The sequence below is a fragment of the Dongia soli genome, assembly GCF_034044715.1.
Classification (GTDB): Bacteria; Pseudomonadota; Alphaproteobacteria; order Dongiales; family Dongiaceae; genus Dongia_B; species Dongia_B soli.
The window spans coordinates 159,202-177,681 of the sequence record NZ_JAXCLW010000003.1 but is presented as its reverse complement, the minus strand read 5'-3'; the positions used below and the strand labels follow the sequence as shown (position 1 = coordinate 177,681).

Annotated in this window: 18 protein-coding genes; 17 read left to right on the top strand and 1 reads right to left on the bottom strand. The window is 58.5% G+C overall.

What is annotated here, in order from left to right; all coding sequences use genetic code 11:
- The 17 genes from SMD27_RS12970 to SMD27_RS12890 all read left to right on the top strand — a co-directional run bounded on the left by SMD27_RS12970 (nucleotide 1) and on the right by SMD27_RS12890 (nucleotide 16,858).
- Nucleotides 1-951: an ABC transporter permease gene (locus tag SMD27_RS12970; RefSeq protein ID WP_320508825.1), complete on the top strand. Its 951-nt coding sequence runs from the start codon at nucleotides 1-3 to the stop codon at nucleotides 949-951.
- Entirely contained in the window at nucleotides 948-1,757 is an 810-nt protein-coding gene (locus SMD27_RS12965; protein ID WP_320508824.1) for an ABC transporter permease, read from the top strand. Before SMD27_RS12970 ends, SMD27_RS12965 begins: the two co-directional genes overlap by 4 nt.
- On the top strand, nucleotides 1,754-2,857 hold the full coding sequence (locus SMD27_RS12960; RefSeq protein ID WP_320508823.1) for an ABC transporter ATP-binding protein: 1,104 nt from the start codon (nucleotides 1,754-1,756) through the stop codon (nucleotides 2,855-2,857). The genes SMD27_RS12965 and SMD27_RS12960 overlap by 4 nt, the downstream gene beginning before the upstream one ends.
- 11 nt (nucleotides 2,858-2,868) lie before the next feature.
- A complete protein-coding gene (locus SMD27_RS12955) occupies nucleotides 2,869-4,617 on the top strand; it encodes a gamma-glutamyltransferase family protein (protein ID WP_320508822.1) in 1,749 nt (582 codons plus the stop codon).
- A 105-nt stretch (nucleotides 4,618-4,722) separates the two neighbouring features.
- Nucleotides 4,723-5,919, top strand: a complete 1,197-nt coding sequence (locus SMD27_RS12950; protein ID WP_320508821.1) for a transporter substrate-binding domain-containing protein — start codon at nucleotides 4,723-4,725, stop codon at nucleotides 5,917-5,919.
- A 9-nt stretch (nucleotides 5,920-5,928) separates the two neighbouring features.
- Entirely contained in the window at nucleotides 5,929-6,534 is a 606-nt protein-coding gene (locus tag SMD27_RS12945; RefSeq protein WP_320508820.1) for an ANTAR domain-containing response regulator, read from the top strand.
- Nucleotides 6,535-6,786: 252 nt separating this feature from the next.
- Nucleotides 6,787-8,034 carry a transporter substrate-binding domain-containing protein gene (locus SMD27_RS12940; protein WP_320508819.1) on the top strand — a complete coding sequence of 416 codons (1,248 nt, stop codon included), beginning with the start codon at nucleotides 6,787-6,789 and terminating at the stop codon, nucleotides 8,032-8,034.
- Nucleotides 8,035-8,148: 114 nt separating this feature from the next.
- Nucleotides 8,149-9,039 carry an urea ABC transporter permease subunit UrtB gene (gene urtB, locus SMD27_RS12935; RefSeq protein WP_320508818.1) on the top strand — a complete coding sequence of 297 codons (891 nt, stop codon included), beginning with the start codon at nucleotides 8,149-8,151 and terminating at the stop codon, nucleotides 9,037-9,039.
- Nucleotides 9,040-9,041: 2 nt separating this feature from the next.
- Entirely contained in the window at nucleotides 9,042-10,199 is a 1,158-nt protein-coding gene (gene urtC, locus SMD27_RS12930; RefSeq protein WP_320508817.1) for an urea ABC transporter permease subunit UrtC, read from the top strand.
- Complete coding sequence (gene urtD, locus SMD27_RS12925) at nucleotides 10,199-10,993, top strand: urea ABC transporter ATP-binding protein UrtD (protein WP_320508816.1); 795 nt, start codon at nucleotides 10,199-10,201, stop codon at nucleotides 10,991-10,993. Before urtC ends, urtD begins: the two co-directional genes overlap by 1 nt.
- A complete protein-coding gene (gene urtE, locus SMD27_RS12920) occupies nucleotides 10,986-11,681 on the top strand; it encodes an urea ABC transporter ATP-binding subunit UrtE (RefSeq protein ID WP_320508815.1) in 696 nt (231 codons plus the stop codon). Before urtD ends, urtE begins: the two co-directional genes overlap by 8 nt.
- On the top strand, nucleotides 11,682-12,191 hold the full coding sequence (ureE, locus tag SMD27_RS12915; protein ID WP_320508814.1) for an urease accessory protein UreE: 510 nt from the start codon (nucleotides 11,682-11,684) through the stop codon (nucleotides 12,189-12,191). It begins immediately after the preceding gene.
- Nucleotides 12,188-12,871 (top strand): urease accessory protein UreF, encoded by a 684-nt coding sequence (locus SMD27_RS12910; RefSeq protein ID WP_320508813.1) that lies wholly within the window; start codon nucleotides 12,188-12,190, stop codon nucleotides 12,869-12,871. Before ureE ends, SMD27_RS12910 begins: the two co-directional genes overlap by 4 nt.
- 20 nt (nucleotides 12,872-12,891) lie before the next feature.
- Nucleotides 12,892-13,593 carry an urease subunit gamma gene (locus SMD27_RS12905; RefSeq protein WP_320508812.1) on the top strand — a complete coding sequence of 234 codons (702 nt, stop codon included), beginning with the start codon at nucleotides 12,892-12,894 and terminating at the stop codon, nucleotides 13,591-13,593.
- 5 nt (nucleotides 13,594-13,598) lie between these two features.
- The gene (gene ureC / locus SMD27_RS12900) at nucleotides 13,599-15,311 is read left to right on the top strand and encodes an urease subunit alpha (protein WP_320508811.1); all 1,713 of its coding nucleotides are present in this window, start codon (nucleotides 13,599-13,601) and stop codon (nucleotides 15,309-15,311) included.
- Nucleotides 15,312-15,325: 14 nt separating this feature from the next.
- Entirely contained in the window at nucleotides 15,326-15,958 is a 633-nt protein-coding gene (gene ureG, locus SMD27_RS12895; protein WP_320508810.1) for an urease accessory protein UreG, read from the top strand.
- A 6-nt stretch (nucleotides 15,959-15,964) separates the two neighbouring features.
- The gene (locus SMD27_RS12890) at nucleotides 15,965-16,858 is read left to right on the top strand and encodes an urease accessory protein UreD (RefSeq protein ID WP_320508809.1); all 894 of its coding nucleotides are present in this window, start codon (nucleotides 15,965-15,967) and stop codon (nucleotides 16,856-16,858) included.
- Between the two features lie 67 nt (nucleotides 16,859-16,925).
- Here the strand turns inward: SMD27_RS12890 and SMD27_RS12885 are convergent, their stop codons facing one another.
- Nucleotides 16,926-18,371 carry a D-alanyl-D-alanine carboxypeptidase gene (locus SMD27_RS12885; RefSeq protein WP_320508808.1) on the bottom strand — a complete coding sequence of 482 codons (1,446 nt, stop codon included), beginning with the start codon at nucleotides 18,369-18,371 and terminating at the stop codon, nucleotides 16,926-16,928.
- Nucleotides 18,372-18,480: the final 109 nt, after the last annotated feature.

The window sequence follows — 18,480 nt, the reverse complement described above, 5'->3', positions numbered from 1 at the left end:
ATGACATCCGCTAGAGTTCTGGCGCGATCGGGCGGCCGTCGGACACGGCTTGCCCGGTTGTCGGATATCTTGCCACCGCAATGGCAGCGATCCGATGCGTTCATCAGTCTGCTGCTGATGGCGCCAGCTTTTCTGTTCATCGCCGTGATGCTTTTTGCATCGGTATCCACCCTGGTCCTGGTGAGCTTTAGAGAGCTTACCGATCCGGGCATGCCAGTCGTATATACGTTGAACAATTATCTCGCGCTCTTTGCGCCGGAAGGCGATATCTACCGGGCGCTTCTGCTGCGGTCGCTGTGGATTCCGCTGCTGACGACCGTCGCCGTGATTCTCGTCGCCTACCCCTTTGCCTACGTCCTGGCATTTCATGTTCACCGCTATAAAGCGGTTTGGCTGATCCTCGTCACCATACCCTTTTGGATCAGCTATTTCCTGCGCGTGGCCTCCTGGAAGGTGATTCTCGGCGAGAACGGTGTGGTTAACTCCTTCCTGGCGTGGCTCGGGGTTATCGATCATCCGCTGGAATTCCTCCTCTACAACCGGGGTGCTGTCATCATCGTGCTGACGCATTCCTGGCTGGTCTTTGCCATCCTGCCGATCTATGTGTCCCTGGAGAAGATCGATCGCTCCTTCCTGGAGGCGGCGAAGGATCTTGGTGATGATGCGATACAGGTCTTCCTCCGCGTCACCTTGCCTTTGTCGCTGCCGGGCGTCTTCAGCTCGGCGATTCTGATCTTCGTTCGTGCAGCCGGCGATTACGTGACGCCGTCCCTGTTCGGGGGCATCTCCGGTACGATGATCGGCAATCTGATCGTTTCGCTCTTTACCGCGGAAGATAATGCGCCGATGGCGGCGGCCGTGTCCGTCTTCCTGATGCTGGCACTCGTGATCGTGGTTTGTGCCGTGGCGCTGCTTTATTGGCTCTGGAAGAAATGGAGGGCCAGCTTATGAGCGCGACCGCCCGGCGAAGCCGCCTGCCCATGATCTTATCCGTGATTCTGGCGTTTTATGTGCTCGTTCTATATGGGCCGGTCGTGTTGCTGCCGGTCTTTTCCTTCAACGACAACATCTATGCTGTCTTTCCGCTGACGCAATTCACCACCAAGTGGTATCACCAGCTGACCGATAACGAGGCCATGCTCTCGGCTTTATGGGCCAGTATCAAGATTGCCGCGGCATCGGCCGTCATCGCGACGATCCTCGGCTTTCTCGTGGCAAAGGCGATGACGCGATACCGGGTTCCGGCGAAGAACTTCTTTTACGCCGTTTTCATGTTGCCGCTGATCCTGCCGACCATCATCAAGGGCGCTTCGCTTCTCAGCTTCTTTCGGCAATATCTCGATATTCCTCTTTCGTTATGGACGATCGGTGCAGCGCATGTCACGGTGACAATCCCCTTCGCCATGCTGATCCTGATCGCTCGGCTTGAAAGCTTTGATCGAAGCCTCGAAGAGGCATCGGCCGATCTGGGCATGAATGCCTGGGAAACCGCCTGGCGCATCACGCTGCCTTTGGCCATGCCGGGGCTCATCGCCAGCCTGCTGTTATGCTTCATTGTTTCCTTCGATGAATTCATGCTGGCTTTCTTCCTCAGCGGCAGCCAGCCGACATTGCCGATCTATATGTTCGGCCTCCTGCGTTTCCCTGAAAGCATGCCAATGATGCTCGCTCTGGGAAGCTGTATTCTTTTCTTCTCCATCATCGCAGTGACGATCACTGAAATGCTGCGCTTAAAGCGGTCGGAGGCTTTATTGTGAACGCGATCTCCAAAGATCCGATGATTGTCGTCTCCAATGTCAGGAAGTCCTTTGGATCGGTTCATGCTGTCGATGGCATCGATCTCACCATCGGTACCGGCGAATTCTTTGCCCTGCTTGGCCCGTCCGGCTGTGGGAAGACGACATTGCTGCGCATGCTGGCCGGTTTCGAAGCGCCGACGAGCGGTGAGATCTATATCGATGGGGAAGGGATGGCGACAGTACCGCCTAATCTTCGGCCCACCAATATGGTCTTTCAGAGCTATGCGATCTTTCCCCATCTGAATGTCCGCCAGAACATCGGTTACGGACTTTTGAAGAAAGGTCTCTCCAAGTCTGAAATAAGGTCGCGGGTGGATGAGATGCTGGAGTTGACCCGCCTGCCGGGCCTTGACAATCGGGCGGCTACTCAACTCTCCGGCGGCCAGCGCCAGCGTGTCGCTTTGGCGCGTGCTTTGATCTGCCGGCCGAAAGTGCTGCTGTTGGATGAGCCGCTGGGCGCGCTCGATAAGCAGCTTCGCGAGGAGATGCAGATCGAATTGCGGCAGATTCAGCGTTCGGTCGGCATCACGTTTGTCTTCGTGACACATGACCAGGAAGAAGCACTGGCCATGGCAGACCGTGTCGCGATGATGTCCGCCGGCAAGGTTGCACAAGTCGGTACGGCAAGCGATCTATATGAACGTCCCGTCTCAACTGAGGTGGCGCGTTTTGTCGGTACCATCAATCTATTCCCCGGTCAGGTCCGCGAAGTGCGCGATCACGTCACTGTCGATGCAGGCGCCGCCGGTATGATCGTGGTGCCGACTGGTGGGCGAACGGTCAGGGCCGGCGACAGGGTCGTCGTCGCAGTTCGACCGGAAAAGATGTCCCTCGACGCCCGGGAAACGGATGCGGGCAGCAACACCGTAAAGGCGCGTGTTCTGTCGGCTTCCTATGTCGGTGATCGAACCTATTACCACCTAGAGCTCGCGAATGCCGTCCAGCGGCTGGCAGTCGCAAGCTTGAACAGAAGCCCTGTCAATGGCGGCGCTGTGAATACGGGCCAGGAGATGCGGGTCACCTGGCCGCATCAGAACGGCATCCTCCTCCAAGCTTGAGGGATAATCAGATGATACATGATCTGGAGACACTGCCGGGCACGCAGGCAACGGGCCGTAAAAGCTATCGCCCGCCGATCGTGGGCCGCGATGTCGCCGCCTCGACGGGCCATCCGCTCGCAACCCTGGCCGCCATGCGCATTCTCGACAGTGGCGGCAATGCGGTCGATGCCGGTGTCGCCGCCGGCATGGCCTTGGGCGTGTTGCAGCCGGATATCGTGGGCTTCACCGGCGTTGCACCGATTATTCTTTATCTTGCCAAAGAAAAGAAAGTCATCTCGATCAGCGGTCTCGGACGCTGGCCGAAGCGCACCGATGCCGACTATTTCCGCCGCGAGACAAATGGGGAGTTGCCGCTCGGCGTCTTGCGTACGGTGGTGCCGGCATCGATCGACGCCTGGGTGACGGCTTTGGCCAAATACGGCACCAAGACCTTCGGCGAGACGGCGCAGGCGGCTTACGACCTGGCGGAGCGCGGATTTCCCGCGCATGCCTTGCTCTGCCAGACGATTTCCGATGAGCCGACGGAATTTTCGCATTGGCCAACCAATGCCGAGGTTTTCATGCCAAAAGGTCGGCCGCCAATGGTTGGAGAGGTTTTCCGCCAACCGGATCTCGCCCGGACGATCGCACGTCTGATTGCCGCCGAGAAAGCCGCCGGCGGCAGCCGTATCGCCGGCTTGGAAGCAGTGCGGAAATGCTTTTATGAAGGCGAGATCGCGCAGGATATTTTGTCCTTCTATGAGCGCGAAGGCGGATGGCTTTCAGCCGAGGATATGCGCGATTTCCATGTCGGCATCGAAGATGCGCCCTCGACCACTTTCGGCGCCTATCAGGTCTATAGCTGTGGTGCCTGGTGCCAGGGTCCGGTCCTGCTCGAATTCCTGAATATGCTGGAAAACGATGATTTGCGGCGGCTCGGCTGCAATTCACCCGACTACATCCACCTGGTGACTGAGGTGATGAAGCTTGGCTTTGCCGATCGCGAGGCGTATTTCGGCGATCCTGAATTCGTCGACGTGCCCATGGACGTGCTGTTGTCGAAAAGCTACGCGCAGGAACGGCGGCGCGCCGTTTCCATGGATCGCGCTTTTCCAGACATGCCGCCGCCCGGCCATATTGCGCGCTTGTCGCCCCATGCCAGCAAGGCGAAGGAGCGGCCTTCGGAAGACCGGGCCCGAGATACCACCTATCTTTGCGTCATCGACAAGGACGGAAACGGTTTCTCCGCAACGCCCAGCGACGGCTATTCGACGACGCCGGTGATTCCGGGACTGGGTTTTGCGGCGTCGGATCGCGGTACACAATCGCGGGTGCAAGCCGACCATCCCAGCACGATCGCACCTTGGCGTCGCCCGCGATTGACGCCCAATCCTGCGCTCGCTTTGAAGGACGGCAAGCTGGCAATGGTCTTCGGCACACCGGGTGGCGATGTCCAGTGTCAGGCCATGCTGCAGTTCTTCCTCAATGTGACGACCTTTGGCATGGATGCCCAGCAGGCTATCGAGACGCCGCGCTTCTTTACCTCGAGCTTCCCAAGTTCATTCTATCCGCATCACAGCGAGCCCGGCATGCTGCGGCTGGAGCATGCCTTGCATCATACAGCGGACGCGCTATCAAGCCGCGGCCATCGCATTGGCATCTGGCCGGCCCTGCATTGGCGTGCCGGCGGCGTCTGCGGGATTACGGTCGAAGCGGCGACGAACTATCGGTCGGCGGGCGCTGATCCGCGGCGCGAATGCTATGCCATGGCATGGTAGTGCAGAGGAGCGGGTCGATTAGTCGTGCCCTAGGCCTTGGGCGCTAAGTGCCGAGCGGCGACGGCGGTTTGAACGCGACGTCTTGACAGCGTCTGTCAACGGCGGATGATCGTCAACCAGCTATCACTGTCCGAGGCCTGGCTGATGGGACTTGACCGCGCTTATTGGAACTTTGGTGTCCTCGCGTCGCAGACCGGTGTGGCCGCCATCACTGAACAGACCCAGCTCAACGGAGCGCTATTGGCAATTGAGGAAATCAATGCCAAAGGCGGTATCGCGGGTCGGCCAATACGGCCGATCATCTACGATCCGGGTTCAATCCCCGCCAATTTCGCAACCTATGCGCGGCGCATGCTCGCGGATAACAATGTGAACATCATTTTCGGCTGCTATATGTCGAGCCAGCGGAAGGCGGTTCTGCCGATCATCCGCGAATACGGAGCCCTGCTTTGTTATCCGACGATGTATGAGGGCTTCGAGTTTTCCGACAACGTGATCTACTCGGGGGCGGCGCCGAACCAGAACAATATCCCCATGGCCAAATATATGATGGAACATTGCGGCGAGACGTTCTGTCTCGTCGGATCGGACTATCTGTTTCCCCGCGAAGCCAATCGTATCTTTAAAGAAACGATTCAAGCACTTGGTGGGTCCGTCCTGTCTGAAGACTATCTGCCGCTGGAAGCCGATGCGGCGGCGGTGGAACCGGTGATCGACAGGCTGGTTGCCCTGGAGCCGGATGCGATCTTTTCGACGATTGTCGGCGATTCCACCATCCCCTTCTATCGCGGCTTGGCAAAAGTGAGGGCGGGCCGAAGGCATATTCCTGTGGGCAGCCTCAATACCAGCGAAGCGGAGATCGCCGTTATGGGTCCTTCCGTGGCCTCGGGCCACCTGATTTCAATGCCTTACCTAAGCCCGATCGATAGTGAAACGAATAATCGTTTCAAGCGCGAATATATTGCGCGCTTCGGCAAGGCAGGCATCACCAGTTGCACGGAAGCAGCTTACTTTCAGGTACATCTGGTGGCCCAGGCCATTGCGGAGATTGGCACGGATGACACCCATGCGGTGGTGCGTGCGCTGCATAACCGACGTTTCGGTGCGCCGGAAGGTGAAGTCTGGGTGGATCCGGAGAACAACCATACCTATCTCTGGCCGCGGATCGCTGAAATCGGCGCAGCGGGCGAACTCAATATTGTTCAAGACTGCGTGGCGCCCGTGAAGCCCGATCCCTACCTGGTTTTCCCGCGGGATCGCGACGATGACGGCCGGCATTTGCTCGCCGAAGTCGTCAGCTAGGGCGTGCCAATGACCCCGACGCTGCTTCGCGATCTGCGCTTGTTGCAGGTTCTCGTCAACCATCCGGAAGACACCGATTGCCAAACACTGGTGCGGCATTTGCATCGGATCGGCTGTCGAGTGGATGTGGAATGGCCCCCGGCCGAGGTGCCGCCGCTTTGGCCGGATGTGATCTTTCTAATGATCAAGCAGGAGATGGTGGCGCAATACAAAAGCGCCTGGGCGGAACAGCACGAGCGCGGTCCCGCTCTGATCATCATTGTCGACTATGAAGATCCGACGACATTGCAGACGGTGCTGGAAATGTCGCCGAATGCGGTGATCGGCAAGCCGATTCAGCCTTATGGTGTGCTCGCCAATCTCGTCGTTGCGCGACAGTCGAAATTGCATCACATCGAACATCATCAGGCCATTGAAAAGCTTGAACGAAAGTTGAAATCGGTAAAGCTGATCAGTCAGGCGAAAGCGGTGCTGATGAACCAGCACGGAATCAGTGAGGAGGAGGCTTATCGTCGTCTACGCAGCCAGGCCATGGCGAACCGTGTGACGACGGAAGATATTGCCATGAGCCTGATCAGTGCCGGCAATCTGCTGAAAAAGTCAGGATTGTCTTGACGACATCGGGTGATCGCGTTCTAATGCGGTCGACTGATCGAGGCTGATCAGGCGAGTAGCATCTGAGTATAGCTGGGCAACGGTGCCCGGCAAGAGACAGCAACGGAGCTCCGAGAGGTATTTACCTCGCGGGGCTTTTTTTGTGTTCCGAAGGCAGCGGTGCAGTTGGCTGCCATCAAAAAAATAAAATCGAACCGGCTAGTGCCGGACTGGGCTTTAGGAAACGCAACCGAACCTAACAGGGGAAGGGCGATGTCTCTCTCAAGACGTAATCTGCTCAAAGGAGCAGCGATATCTGCTGCAGTCATTCAAGCACCATTGGTGTTTCGCACGCTGAGTTCCCGTGCCTGGGCCGCAGACGAAATTCCTGTCGGCATCATGTATTCGCTGTCCGGCACGACGGCGATCGTCGAGAAATCGATGAACCAATGTGCCTTGATGGCGATCGAACAGCTCAATGCCAAGGGGGGCGTGCTCGGCAAGAAGCTGAAGCCGATCGTTGAGGATCCCAATTCAGATCCACGCACCTATGGCGAAAAAGCCCGCAAGCTGATCATCGATGACAAGGTCCGGGTGATTTTCGGCTGCTATACAACAGCCAGCCGCAAAGCGGTGTTGCCTGTCGTCGAACGGCGGAAGAACCTGCTGGTCTGGCCGACCTGGTACGAAGGGGAGGAATGCTCGAAGCACATCCTTTATGCCGGTTCGGCCGTTCCCAACCAGCAATTGGAAAACTCCATTCCCTATCTGGTCAGTGAACTGGGAAAGAAGAAACTGTTCATCGTCGGCTCGGATTATGCCTTTCCGCGCGGCATGGCCAAGACAACGAAGATCATCTGCCAAAAACTGGGCGCCGAAGTCGTCGGCGATGAATATCTGCCGTTGGGGCACTCGGAATGGGCCGCAATGGTTTCAAAAATCGGCAAGAGCGGTGCCGATGCGATCTTCTCCAATGTCGTCGGTGATTCCATCGTCGCCTTTTATCGCGAATTCCGAAATCAGGGATATGATTTCGAAAAGCTGCCACTTTGCTCGTCGACAACCACGGAAGTTGAAATCAAGGCGATGGGCCCGGAATATGCGCTCGGCAGCTATGTCTCCTTGCCATATTTCCAATCGGTGGATAGTCCCGAAAACAAGAAGTTCGTCGCCGACTTCAAGTCTTATGCCGGCGCGGATTCCGTCACGCATGCGGCCATGGAAGCCGTCTATATCGGCGTGAATATCTGGGCCATGGCGGCGGAAAAGGCCAAGGATGTCGCACCGGATGCGGTGGTCGCCAATGCCGGGGGCATCGAATTCGCTGCACCTCAGGGCAAGGTCAAGATCGATCCGGAGAATCTGCATACTTATCTGACGCCGCGGATCGGTCAGACGCAATCTGATGGGCAGCTGAAGATCGTCGATCAATACAGCGAGCCTCTGGTGCCCTTGCCCTATTCCAGCCAGGGCGAGACGGCGGAAAAGCGGCTCTGCACGACGAAAGGCGCAATGCTGTAAGCCGACGAGGCCCCCCTCTCGGGCCACCTCGTCTCGCCAGAGCGGTCGACAGACGATAATGGCTTGTCTCTGGCGAGACCTTTGTTTTGCTGATGAGTGACGGAGCAGGCAGCCGTGGAAACCTTCATCATCGGTCTGAGTATCGCATCAATTCTGTTCCTGGTTGCCCTGGGCCTGGCGATCATTTATGGGGCGATGAAAATCATCAATCTCGCCCATGGCGAAATGGTGATGATCGGCGCCTATGTCACGGTGCTGGCGACCAAGCATCTCGGCGCCAATCTTTATCTGTGCATTCCCCTTGCCTTTCTTGTCACGGCGGCGATCGGTTATGCCTTGGAAGTCGTCATCGTGAGGCGGCTTTATGGACGGCTGCTGGATACGCTTCTGGCGACCTGGGGCGTATCGCTGATCCTGCAACAATTGATCCGCATTCATCCGGGACTCGGGCTCTTCGGCATCCATATCGACGGCTTGGGTTCCGATCTTCAGAATGTGCAGGTGCCCGAATTGCTGCGTCAGACCCTGACGCTGGGCGATGCCAATATCCCGGTCTACCGCGCTTTCGTTTTCATCGTCGCCGCCCTGCTCGGCTGCATCACCTGGTGGCTGGTCTACCGGACGCATTTTGGTGCCCAACTGCGCGCCGTATCGGTTGCCCGCGGCATCGCTTCCTGCTGCGGCATCAACGAGAAGCGTATCAACAGTCTCGCTTTCGCCTATGGGAGCGGACTTGCAGGTATCGCCGGTGTCATGGTGTCCGGCTTCAAGACGGTTTCGCCCGATATGGGTACGCCCTATGTCATCGATGCTTTCCTCGTTGTCGTGGCTGGCGGCGTCGGGCATCTGTTCGGCACTGTCGCTTCGGCCGGTATCCTCGGTGAGTTGCAGAGTTATGTTTCCTCGATTCTGAACGACGTCTATGGCCGCACCGCCGTCTTCGCCACGGTCATCGCGGTCCTTCTGTGGAAGCCGCAAGGCTTGTTCGTCATCCGGAGTCGCTGAGTATGGTCAGGCAGGATTTGGTCGCCCTTCGCAAAAGCCGCATTCAGCTGCAATGCTATCTCGCCTTCATCGCCGTTCTTCTCGTGCTGCCGCTCATGCTCGATGCCTTCTGGCTCAACCGCATCGCCACCTATCTCGTCTATGGCATCTGCGCTGTCGCGATCTGCTTGTCCTGGGGATGGGCCGGCATCTTAAACCTCGGCCAAGGTGCGTTCTTCGGCATGGGCGCCTATATGATGGCGATGTCGTTGACGCTGGCCAGCCCGGATAATAATCCGGTGCCGCAATTGATGCTCCTGAACATGGAGCCGAACGCGCCGCGCGAGCTCTGTTGCGTTACGCCGGGATCGTTCCTGTGGATTCCCTTCCGGTGGCAGGCAGTCGGCGTCGTGGCCTCAATCATCGTCCCGATGATCATGGCCTTGGCTATTGGCTATGCGATGTTCAAGCGTCGCACCGGCGGTGTCTATGTGTCGATCATCACCCTGGCTTTGGCGCTCATCATCCAGCTGATCATCATCAATAACCAGCCTTTGACCGGTGGCTTCAACGGACTAGCAGATTTGGCGCCACTGACGATCGGCAGTTTTGAATTCGATCCTTATGGCAACAGCACGTATTATCTTGTTACGGGCGTGCTGGCGGCAGCGCTTTTCGGCGGTCGCTATCTGCTCAGCGGCAAGATGGGATTGATCCTGCGGGCGACCCAGGAAGACGAAGCACGCTTGCGATTCCTCGGTTACGAAGTCGAGAATTATAAGATGCTGGCCTTTTGCCTCTCTGCGGGATTGGCTGGTCTGGCCGGTATGCTTTTCGTGATGTGTGCGGAATTCGCCTCGCCTGCTTTGATGGCGACCGGCTTCAGCGTCTCCATGGTGATCTGGGCGGCGGTTGGCGGGCGTCACTCGCTGATGGGCGCCTGTGTCGGCGCGGTGCTAGTCAATGTGATCGGCGCCGGCGCCAGCGAAAGCCCGATTTTCCAGCCCATCTGGCCCATCATCCTCGGTTTGCTTTTCATCGGCGTCGTGCTGGTAATGCCGAATGGCATCGCAGGTGTTTTCGATGGCTGGCTCGATCGGAAACTACGCAATGGCGGTGCCGCCGGGGCGACGGGTGCCAAGCGGGTTTCGCCGGGCACGAAGGCTTCGGAGGTTCGCTGATGCAGGAAATCTCTTGCACCGGGGATGAGAGCCAAGCCGGCATGCCTTGGGCACTTGAAACCGCCGACCTGACCGTGAAATTCGATGAGTTTCCAGCGGTCAATGGTGTGAACCTGAAGGTGGGGACCGGGGAGCTGCGTGTCATTATCGGCGCCAACGGCGCGGGCAAGTCGACGCTTTTGGACCTCATTTGCGGCAAGACTCGCCCAACCAGCGGTACTATCCTCCTCCGCGGACGAGATGTCACGGGCATCGGGGAGGCGCAGATCGCCCGGGCCGGCATCGGCCGCAAGTTCCAGACACCGACCGTGTTCAAGTCGATGTCGGTCTGGGAGAACCTGCAGGTTGCAGGCAACAAGCACTTCGGCGTCTCGCGCAATTTCTTTTGCCGAACGGATTCATCCCCCGCAGAACAGCAGGGAAAAGTCATCGATCAAATCGGCCTTGGTAGCCTTCTTCATCGCTCGGCCGCGGAACTATCCCATGGTCAGTTGCAGTGGCTGGAACTCGGCATGTTGCTCATACAAAGCCCATCCATCTTGTTGCTGGACGAGCCCACCGCCGGGATGACGACGGAAGAAACCGACAAGACCGCGGATATCATCCGGTCCCTAGCCGGCAATCACACAATCCTGGTCATCGAACACGACATGGCTTTCGTCAGGCAGATCTGCCGGAAGATCACCGTGCTGCATCAGGGCCGCATTCTTGCAGAAGGCACTGCCGAAGAGATCGAACGGAACGCGGATGTCATCCAGGCCTATCTGGGATCGGCGACGGTGAGCCATGCTTGATGTGAAGAACCTGCACGCCTATTACGACAGCAGCCATATTCTGCATGGCATCGATCTGCAAATCCGACAGGGCGAGATTTTCTGCCTGCTGGGCCGAAACGGCGTCGGCAAAACGACTTTCCTGAAAAGCCTGCTCGGCCTTAAGGTCCGTACTGAAGGGACTGTGCAGTTCGAGGGACGGGAAATTGCTGACCTCGATACCTATGAACGGGCACGACTCGGCATCGCCTATGTGCCGCAGGGGCGGGAGATCGTTCCTGGACTTTCCGTGCTTGAGAATATCCGCCTGGGCTGCTTTGCCCGGCGCGATCGGAAGGTGACGATTCCCGACCATATTTGGTCGATGTTCCCCTTCCTGCGGGAGCATCTCAACCGGCGCGGCACCAATCTCTCGGGCGGTCAGCAGCAGCAGCTTGCCATCGCGCGCGCACTGGCATCGGAGCCGAGTGTCGTGCTGATGGACGAGCCGACCGAAGGCATTCAGCCGAATGTGGTGCAGGAGATCGAGCGGACGATCGTTCGTCTCAATCGCGAATTCGGCCTGACAATCATCCTGGTCGAGCAGAAGGTGCAATTTGCCCGTACCTCCTGTCATCGCTTCGCCTTCATTGAAAAAGGACAAATCGCGGCTGCCGGAGCAGCGGCTGATCTGTCCGACGCGCTGTTACATCGATACATGGCGGTCTGAGTGGAAAAGGAGGCGCATATGCTGATGGCGGAGAAACCTGTTTCCACTAATGCGGAGCCGCTGCGGCTGGACACGATCCTTGGGTTGCTGTCAGAGCCAGCAATGGCGGATCACATACATGATGTCGGTCATCACGGTGTCGTCGAATATATTGATCTGGGTGGGGATGACATCCGGCGCCACCGACTGAGGGTGACGACGGATCAAGGGACCGATTGTGCGATTTCGTTGCCGCGCAATCAGCATCTGCAGAATGGCGCGGTTTTGCTTGCTGAAAAGAATCGGGCCATCGTCGTACGCATGCTCGCACGGGAATGGTTGCGTGTAGAACCTAAAGACGCTGCAGCAGCATTGGAGCTTGGCTATTTTGCCGGGAACATGCATTGGCCGGTCCGCTTTGAATCGGGCCTTCTCCTGGTCGAACTGCAGGGTCCCCAGCGACGCTATCTTGATCGCCTCGACTTCATGGTCACGGCTGGGCAAATCCGCATCCTCGAGGCGGCGGCGTGATAAGCGAGACGCACACATTATTGGCGGCCTTTCAGCATGCCGATAGTTTCTTCCCGGGAGGTGCGACAGCTTTCTCCTGGGGCTTGGAGACATTGGTGTCGGATGGCGTGATCGGTGATGCTGCGGGCGTCGAATCCTACCTGCGTGCTCAAATCACCCATCGCTGGGCGACATCGGACCTGCCGATGCTGCAGGCAGCGTTGGCGGCACATGATGATCAGGCTAGGCTGATCGAGCTGGATCACCTTCTCGATGCGATGTCCCTTGCGGCCCGGCTGCGCACCGGTTCCGCCCGTTGCGGTGCGGCACTGCTGTCCGTTCATATGCGATTGGGCTCGGCCGCCGCGGAACGCTATCGCGAGCTCATCACATGCGGTGAAGCTTTCGGCCACTTGCCCATTGTCCAAGGCCTGGTCTGGGGCGAGATGGGACTTCCTTTGCCGATCGCCAGTGCCGTATCGGCAAATGCTCTTTGCCAATCGATCGTCAGTGCTGCGATCCGTCTCGGCATTCTCAGCCATATCGACAGCCAGCTCATTATTGGACGAATGCGGCCGACTATTGCAGTGGCGATCGAAGGCGACGTCCCGGCTGCGAATCAAAGCCACGCCTATATTCCGCAGAGCGAAATCGCTTTGATGCGCCATGAGATCCAGGACAACCGGCTGTTCGCCAATTAGGGGGAACGAAGAAAACCGTCATGCTTCTTACACCGACCGAATTTGAAAGGTTGACGATTTTCACGGCGGCCGAACTGGCGCGCAAACGGCGCCAACGTGGCTGCCGGCTCAACCATCCAGAAGCAACCGCCATTATTGCAGATGAAATCCTGGAGGGAGCTCGCGACGGCCGTTCAGTCTCGGAGCTGATCAGCTATGGCTCAACCATTCTCAATACCGATGACGTCATGCCGGGCGTTGCTGAAATGATGCCGATGCTACAGGTCGAAGCCACTTTCCCCGATGGAACGAAGCTGGTGACCGTGCATGAGCCGATCCGGCCCGGCCAAACGGTGACGGCGGCCGATGAGGCGATTATCCCGGGCGAGATCATCGCTGCGCCCGGCGACATTGAACTGAATGCCGGACGCCGGTCGATAACCCTGGTTGCCAAGAACAGCGGAGATCGGCCGATCCAAATCGGCAGCCACTACCATTTTTTCGAAGCCAATCGTGCGCTCGACTTCGATCGTGCAGCGGCCTTCGGCCTGCATCTCGATATTCCCGCCGGGACGGCGGTTCGCTTTGAGCCGGGCGAGGAAAAGGAGGTCGCCCTCGTGGCCTTTGGCGGTGCTGGAGAAATCCTCGGTCTCAATGGCCTGACCGAGGGGTCAACCTTGTCCGACGAGAACAAAACTGCCGCCATCGCGCGGGCGCGGGCTGCAGGTTTCAGGGGGGCTTGATTGGCATGGCACGGATTTCGCGGCGCGACTACGCAGCAATGTACGGACCGACCACGGGAGACGCCGTTCGCCTCGGCGATACCTCCTTGTTGGCGGAGGTGGAATTTGACCACGCCGTCTATGGCGACGAATGCTTGCATGGCGGCGGCAAGACCTTGCGCGACGGACTTGGCCTCGCTGCCGGCGTCGATAGCGCCATGGGTTCGCTGGATATGCTGGTCAGTAATGCCGTCATCATCGATCCCGTTATCGGCATCGTCAAAGGCGATATCGGCATCAAGGAAGGTAAGATTGTCGGCATCGGCAAGGCTGGCAATCCGGCCACCATGGACGGTGTCGATAACAAACTGATCTGTGCCGCCGCGACCACGGTGCGCGATGCCGAAGGCTTGATTGCCACGCCGGGCGGGATCGATGTGCATGTGCATTTCGACAGCGCGCAGCTCTGCGAACATGCCATCTCTTCCGGCCTGACGACCATGATCGGCGGATCCCTGGGTCCGATCACCGTCGGCATCGATTGCGGCGGGGCCTGGAACGCCGGCAAGATGCTGCAGGCCGCGGAGAACTGGCCGATCAATTTCGGCTTCCTCGGCAGGGGCAACAGCTCGAAGCCGAAATCGCTGCTGGATCAGCTGGCCGGCGGCGTGATGGGGATGAAGATCCACGAAGACTGGGGCGCCATGCCCTCGGTCATCGATGTCTGTCTATCCGTTGCGGATGAGTATGATTTCCAGGTGCAGCTGCATACCGACACGCTAAACGAAAGCGCCTTCCTGGAAGATACGCTGGCTGCCATCAAGGGCCGGACGATACATATGTATCATACGGAAGGTGCGGGTGGTGGTCATGCGCCGGACATCATTCGTGTCGCCGGTGAGCAATATTGCCTGCCGTCCTCGACCAATCCCACCAATCCGTTCACCGTCAATACTTTCGACGAACATCTCGATATGATCATGGTGTGCCATCACCTGAACCCTGCCGTGCCGGAAGATGTCGCTTTTGCTGAAAGTCGCATCCGGGCGCAAACCATCGCTGCCGAAGATGTGCTGCATGATATGGGCGCGATTTCCATGCTGGGTTCCGACAGCCAGGGAATGGGGCGGATCAATGAGGTGATCTGCCGGACCTGGCAGCTTGCCAGCAAGATGAAGGATCAGTTCGGTCGCCTCGGCAGCGAGAAGAGCCGTATCGGCGATAATGAGCGGATCAAGCGCTATATTGCCAAATACACGATCAACGCCGCGCGCACCTTCGGCATCGATGACTATATCGGGTCGCTGGAAGCGGGAAAGATGGCCGATATCGTGTTGTGGCGGCCAGCCTTTTTCGGGATCAAGCCGGAACTGGTCATCAAAAGCGGATTCATCGTCTGGTCCGCCATGGGCGACAGTGCTGCGTCGCTGATGACCTGCGAGCCGGTGGCGATGCGGCCGCAATGGGGCGCCTTCGGCCGTGCCCCGCAACCGCTGAGCGCCAGCTTCGTCTGTCACGCCGCTTTGGAAAACGATCTGGCGGGGAAGCTTGGCCTGCGAAAGCAACTGCTTCCCGTGCATGGAACGAGAAAGTTGGGCAAGCACAACATGCTGCATAACGACGCCTGCCCCAGCATTACGGTCAACCCCCAGAATTTCGATGTCTTCGTCGATGGCAAGCTTGCAACTTGCGAACCAGCAAAGAGGGTGCCGCTTTCCCAGCGGTATATGATGCGATGATCCAGGATAGTGTTTTGGCGAAGCCTAAGGCGATATCGACAGGTGCCGCGCGGGTCGGTATCGGTGGCCCGGTCGGATCGGGAAAAACGGCCTTGCTTGAGCAGATGATTCCTCGCCTTATCGCGCGTGGCCGGAACATTGCCGTCGTTACCAACGATCTGGTGACCAAGGAGGATGCGGAGCGGATCCGGCGCAGCGGACTGATCGCGCCCGAACGGGTGCTGGCGGTCGAAACCGGCGCTTGCCCCCATACAGCGATTCGCGAAGATCCGACGCTGAACATTCAGGCGGCCGATGACCTGGAAGCCAAGTTCACTAATCTGGAACTGGTTTTGATCGAGAGCGGCGGTGACAATCTTGCATCGACCTTTTCTTTGGATCTCGTCGATTTCTGGATGTTTGTGATCGATGTCGCCGGTGGCGATGATATCCCGCGCAAGCGCGGGCTCGGCATCCTGCAATCGGATCTGTTGATCATCAACAAGACCGATCTGGCACCCCATGTTCGTGTCGATTTGCCGCGCATGGTCGCCGAGGCCAATGAGGTGCGTCGCGGCAAGCCGGTGATGCTGACCAATTGCGCCACCGGCGCGGGCGTCGATGAAGTGATCGATCACTTGTCATCCACCGTTCTGTTCGATCGCTGAGGCGCCATGCCGGAAGATGGTCATTTGCAGCAACAGCCGGTGGCTCAAGCCGAACTGTCGCGGCCGGTTTTTGGTCGGACCGGATATGCGCGGCTGGAAGCCGCCTTGTCGCCGGCCGGAAAGAGCTTTCTGCGGCGGCAGGACGTCTGTTATCCGTTTCATATCTGCCGCCCGTTTTATTTCGCCGGCGATCCGAACGGCATGGCGACGGTTTATCTGCAATCCTGTGCCGGCGGCATCTTCGACGGCGACGATCTTCAGCAAGCCGTTTCGTTGGAAGAGAATAGCGGCCTGCATGTCACCACCCAGGCCTCGACCATTGTTCACGAAACGCCGGTTAGCGGTGCCGAACAGCGGACGGAATTACGCGCAGCCGCGGGGTGCTTTCTAGAATTCCTGCCGGATCCGCTGATCCTGTTTCCCGGCGCTCGCGTAAAAGCGCGATTGGCTGTCGAACTTGACCCGACGGCAACCGCTATCCTGTCCGATTCTTTCCTGTGTCATGATCCGAGCGAGCAGGGCAGGGTATTCGATCACCTGTTCAGCGAGACGAAGATAACGATTACCGGCAAAGGCTTGGTGGCTCTGGACCGCTTTGCCATTTCAGGCAGCGATCTGCAAGGAAGGCTGACCGGGGCAAACGGCCAGTACGTCGCCCAGGGCTCAATGGTCATTATACCGGGCCGGATGGGGCCCGACACGCTGCTCAGTGAGCTCCAAGCGACTCTCGCAAACTGTCCGGGTGCTTATGCCATGGCGTCACGGCTGTCGCGCGATGCAGGTATTTGGCTGCGGATACTGGCCCGTGACGCGGTTGCTCTCCGCCGCATTCAACGGATGGTATGGATCACCACTCGGCGGATGTTGGTGGGGCGGGAGCCGGCGGCCCGGAGCAAGTAACAGCGCTTCACTCGAGGCTCCGCATCGGCGGCAGGAGTGAAGCCGTGTTGCTGCGAAACAGGTCGGCTCAATTGCTATCCATGGCGAGATTGCTGTCGGATTTCAGGACCATGCAGTCCCTCAGTTTCCGGCAGGCGCTCTCGGCGTCATTGCGGGTCAGGCCGAAGACGCGTGCCCGATACAGCGTATTGCTGCTGCTCTTTTGCTGATCGATGACGACCCGGGCATCGGCCAGCAGGTTGGGCAGCGATTTCGTTGCCTTGCCGGCAGCGCGCTGAGCGCTCTTGAACTGCGAATAGGCGCCGATCTGAATGCCGTAATTACCGGTGCTCGACTTCCACACATTGGCTGTCGTCTGGTCATCGACCGTGAGCTGCTTCTTACGCTTGGCCGAGGCGACCTTGGTCTCACTCGCCGATGCCAAGGCCAGCTGGGTGCCGGGCTTCAGGATGGGCTTCAGCTCATCCGCGCTGCCGCCTGTCGTTAATGCTGTCGTTGACGTGCTCACAGTATCCGCGGCTGTCGTCGCCGAAGCGGATGCGAGCATCGGCGTCGCGATGGTTTCTGCTTCCGCGGTTTCCGGCGTATTCGACATCGCTGTGGTTGGCTCGCTCAAAGCAGCAGCCACGGCATCGGACATGCTCTTATTGGTACCGCTCCGATTGGTGCCGCCCTGCAGCTTGGCGATCAACATATCGCCGGTTCCGCCATGCGTGTTGAAGGCGGTCTGCATCAACGAAGCCATCTTCTTGTCGCGGGTCGGGACGCTGTCGCCACCAAGCACGACGCCCACCAGGCGGCGCCCGTCACGTTCGGCGGAGGTCACCAGGTTGAAGCCCGATGCGCGGACATAGCCGGTCTTGATGCCATCAGCACCCTTGAAGCTCTTCAGCAGACGGTTATGTCCGGTATAATTCACGCCATGATAGGCAAAGGTGTAGCGCGAGAAATAAGGATAGTATTGAGGGAAGTCTCGCATCAGCGCGACGCCCAGGACCGCCATATCGCGCGCTGTGGTGCGTTGCTCGGCATCGGGCAACCCTGACGCGTTGTGGAAGTTGGTGCTGTTCATGCCCAACTGGCGGGCTTTGACCGTCATCTGACGGGCGAAACTCTCTTCGGTACCGCCAATTGTCTCGGCGATCGCTGTGGCGACATCATTGGCGGAGCGCACGACGACCGCTAGGATCGCCGTCTCCACACCGATCTTGTCACCGGCCTGCACGTTCAGATTGGTCGCGGCACGACTGGCCGCATAAGATGAAAAGGTGATGTTGTCGCTGAGCTTGAGTTTCCCCTGTTCCAATCTCTCGAACAAGAGATAGAGCGTCATCATCTTCGTCAGCGAGGCGGGTTGTGTGACCGCATCCGCATTCGATTCAGTGATGACCGAGCCGGTCTTGGCGTCGACGATGATATTCGACTGAACGGGTTTCGCCTCCGCCCGCTGCGTAAGGCAGGTGAGCAGCACGAGGGCCGCGCCAACAAGTAATGGATGATGGACGCGTTTCATTGTGCGCTGCAGCATAGCGGATAAGCCCTGCCCCTTTTTCAACCGACCGGCTCGCCGCGCTGATATCATCGGAGATCCCCCATGGAGCGGACACAGAATTGTCCTGAGA

Coding starts and splice junctions, on each gene's coding strand:
- SMD27_RS12885 (WP_320508808.1), bottom strand. CDS start 18,371: ATGAAACGCGTCCATCATCCATTACTTGTTGGCGCGGCCCTCGTGCTG.
- SMD27_RS12940 (WP_320508819.1), top strand. CDS start 6,787: ATGTCTCTCTCAAGACGTAATCTGCTCAAAGGAGCAGCGATATCTGCT.
- SMD27_RS12950 (WP_320508821.1), top strand. CDS start 4,723: ATGATCGTCAACCAGCTATCACTGTCCGAGGCCTGGCTGATGGGACTT.
- SMD27_RS12970 (WP_320508825.1), top strand. CDS start 1: ATGACATCCGCTAGAGTTCTGGCGCGATCGGGCGGCCGTCGGACACGG.
- urtD (WP_320508816.1), top strand. CDS start 10,199: ATGCAGGAAATCTCTTGCACCGGGGATGAGAGCCAAGCCGGCATGCCT.
- ureC (WP_320508811.1), top strand. CDS start 13,599: ATGGCACGGATTTCGCGGCGCGACTACGCAGCAATGTACGGACCGACC.
- SMD27_RS12965 (WP_320508824.1), top strand. CDS start 948: ATGAGCGCGACCGCCCGGCGAAGCCGCCTGCCCATGATCTTATCCGTG.
- SMD27_RS12905 (WP_320508812.1), top strand. CDS start 12,892: ATGCTTCTTACACCGACCGAATTTGAAAGGTTGACGATTTTCACGGCG.
- urtE (WP_320508815.1), top strand. CDS start 10,986: ATGCTTGATGTGAAGAACCTGCACGCCTATTACGACAGCAGCCATATT.
- SMD27_RS12955 (WP_320508822.1), top strand. CDS start 2,869: ATGATACATGATCTGGAGACACTGCCGGGCACGCAGGCAACGGGCCGT.
- urtC (WP_320508817.1), top strand. CDS start 9,042: ATGGTCAGGCAGGATTTGGTCGCCCTTCGCAAAAGCCGCATTCAGCTG.
- SMD27_RS12945 (WP_320508820.1), top strand. CDS start 5,929: ATGACCCCGACGCTGCTTCGCGATCTGCGCTTGTTGCAGGTTCTCGTC.
- SMD27_RS12890 (WP_320508809.1), top strand. CDS start 15,965: ATGCCGGAAGATGGTCATTTGCAGCAACAGCCGGTGGCTCAAGCCGAA.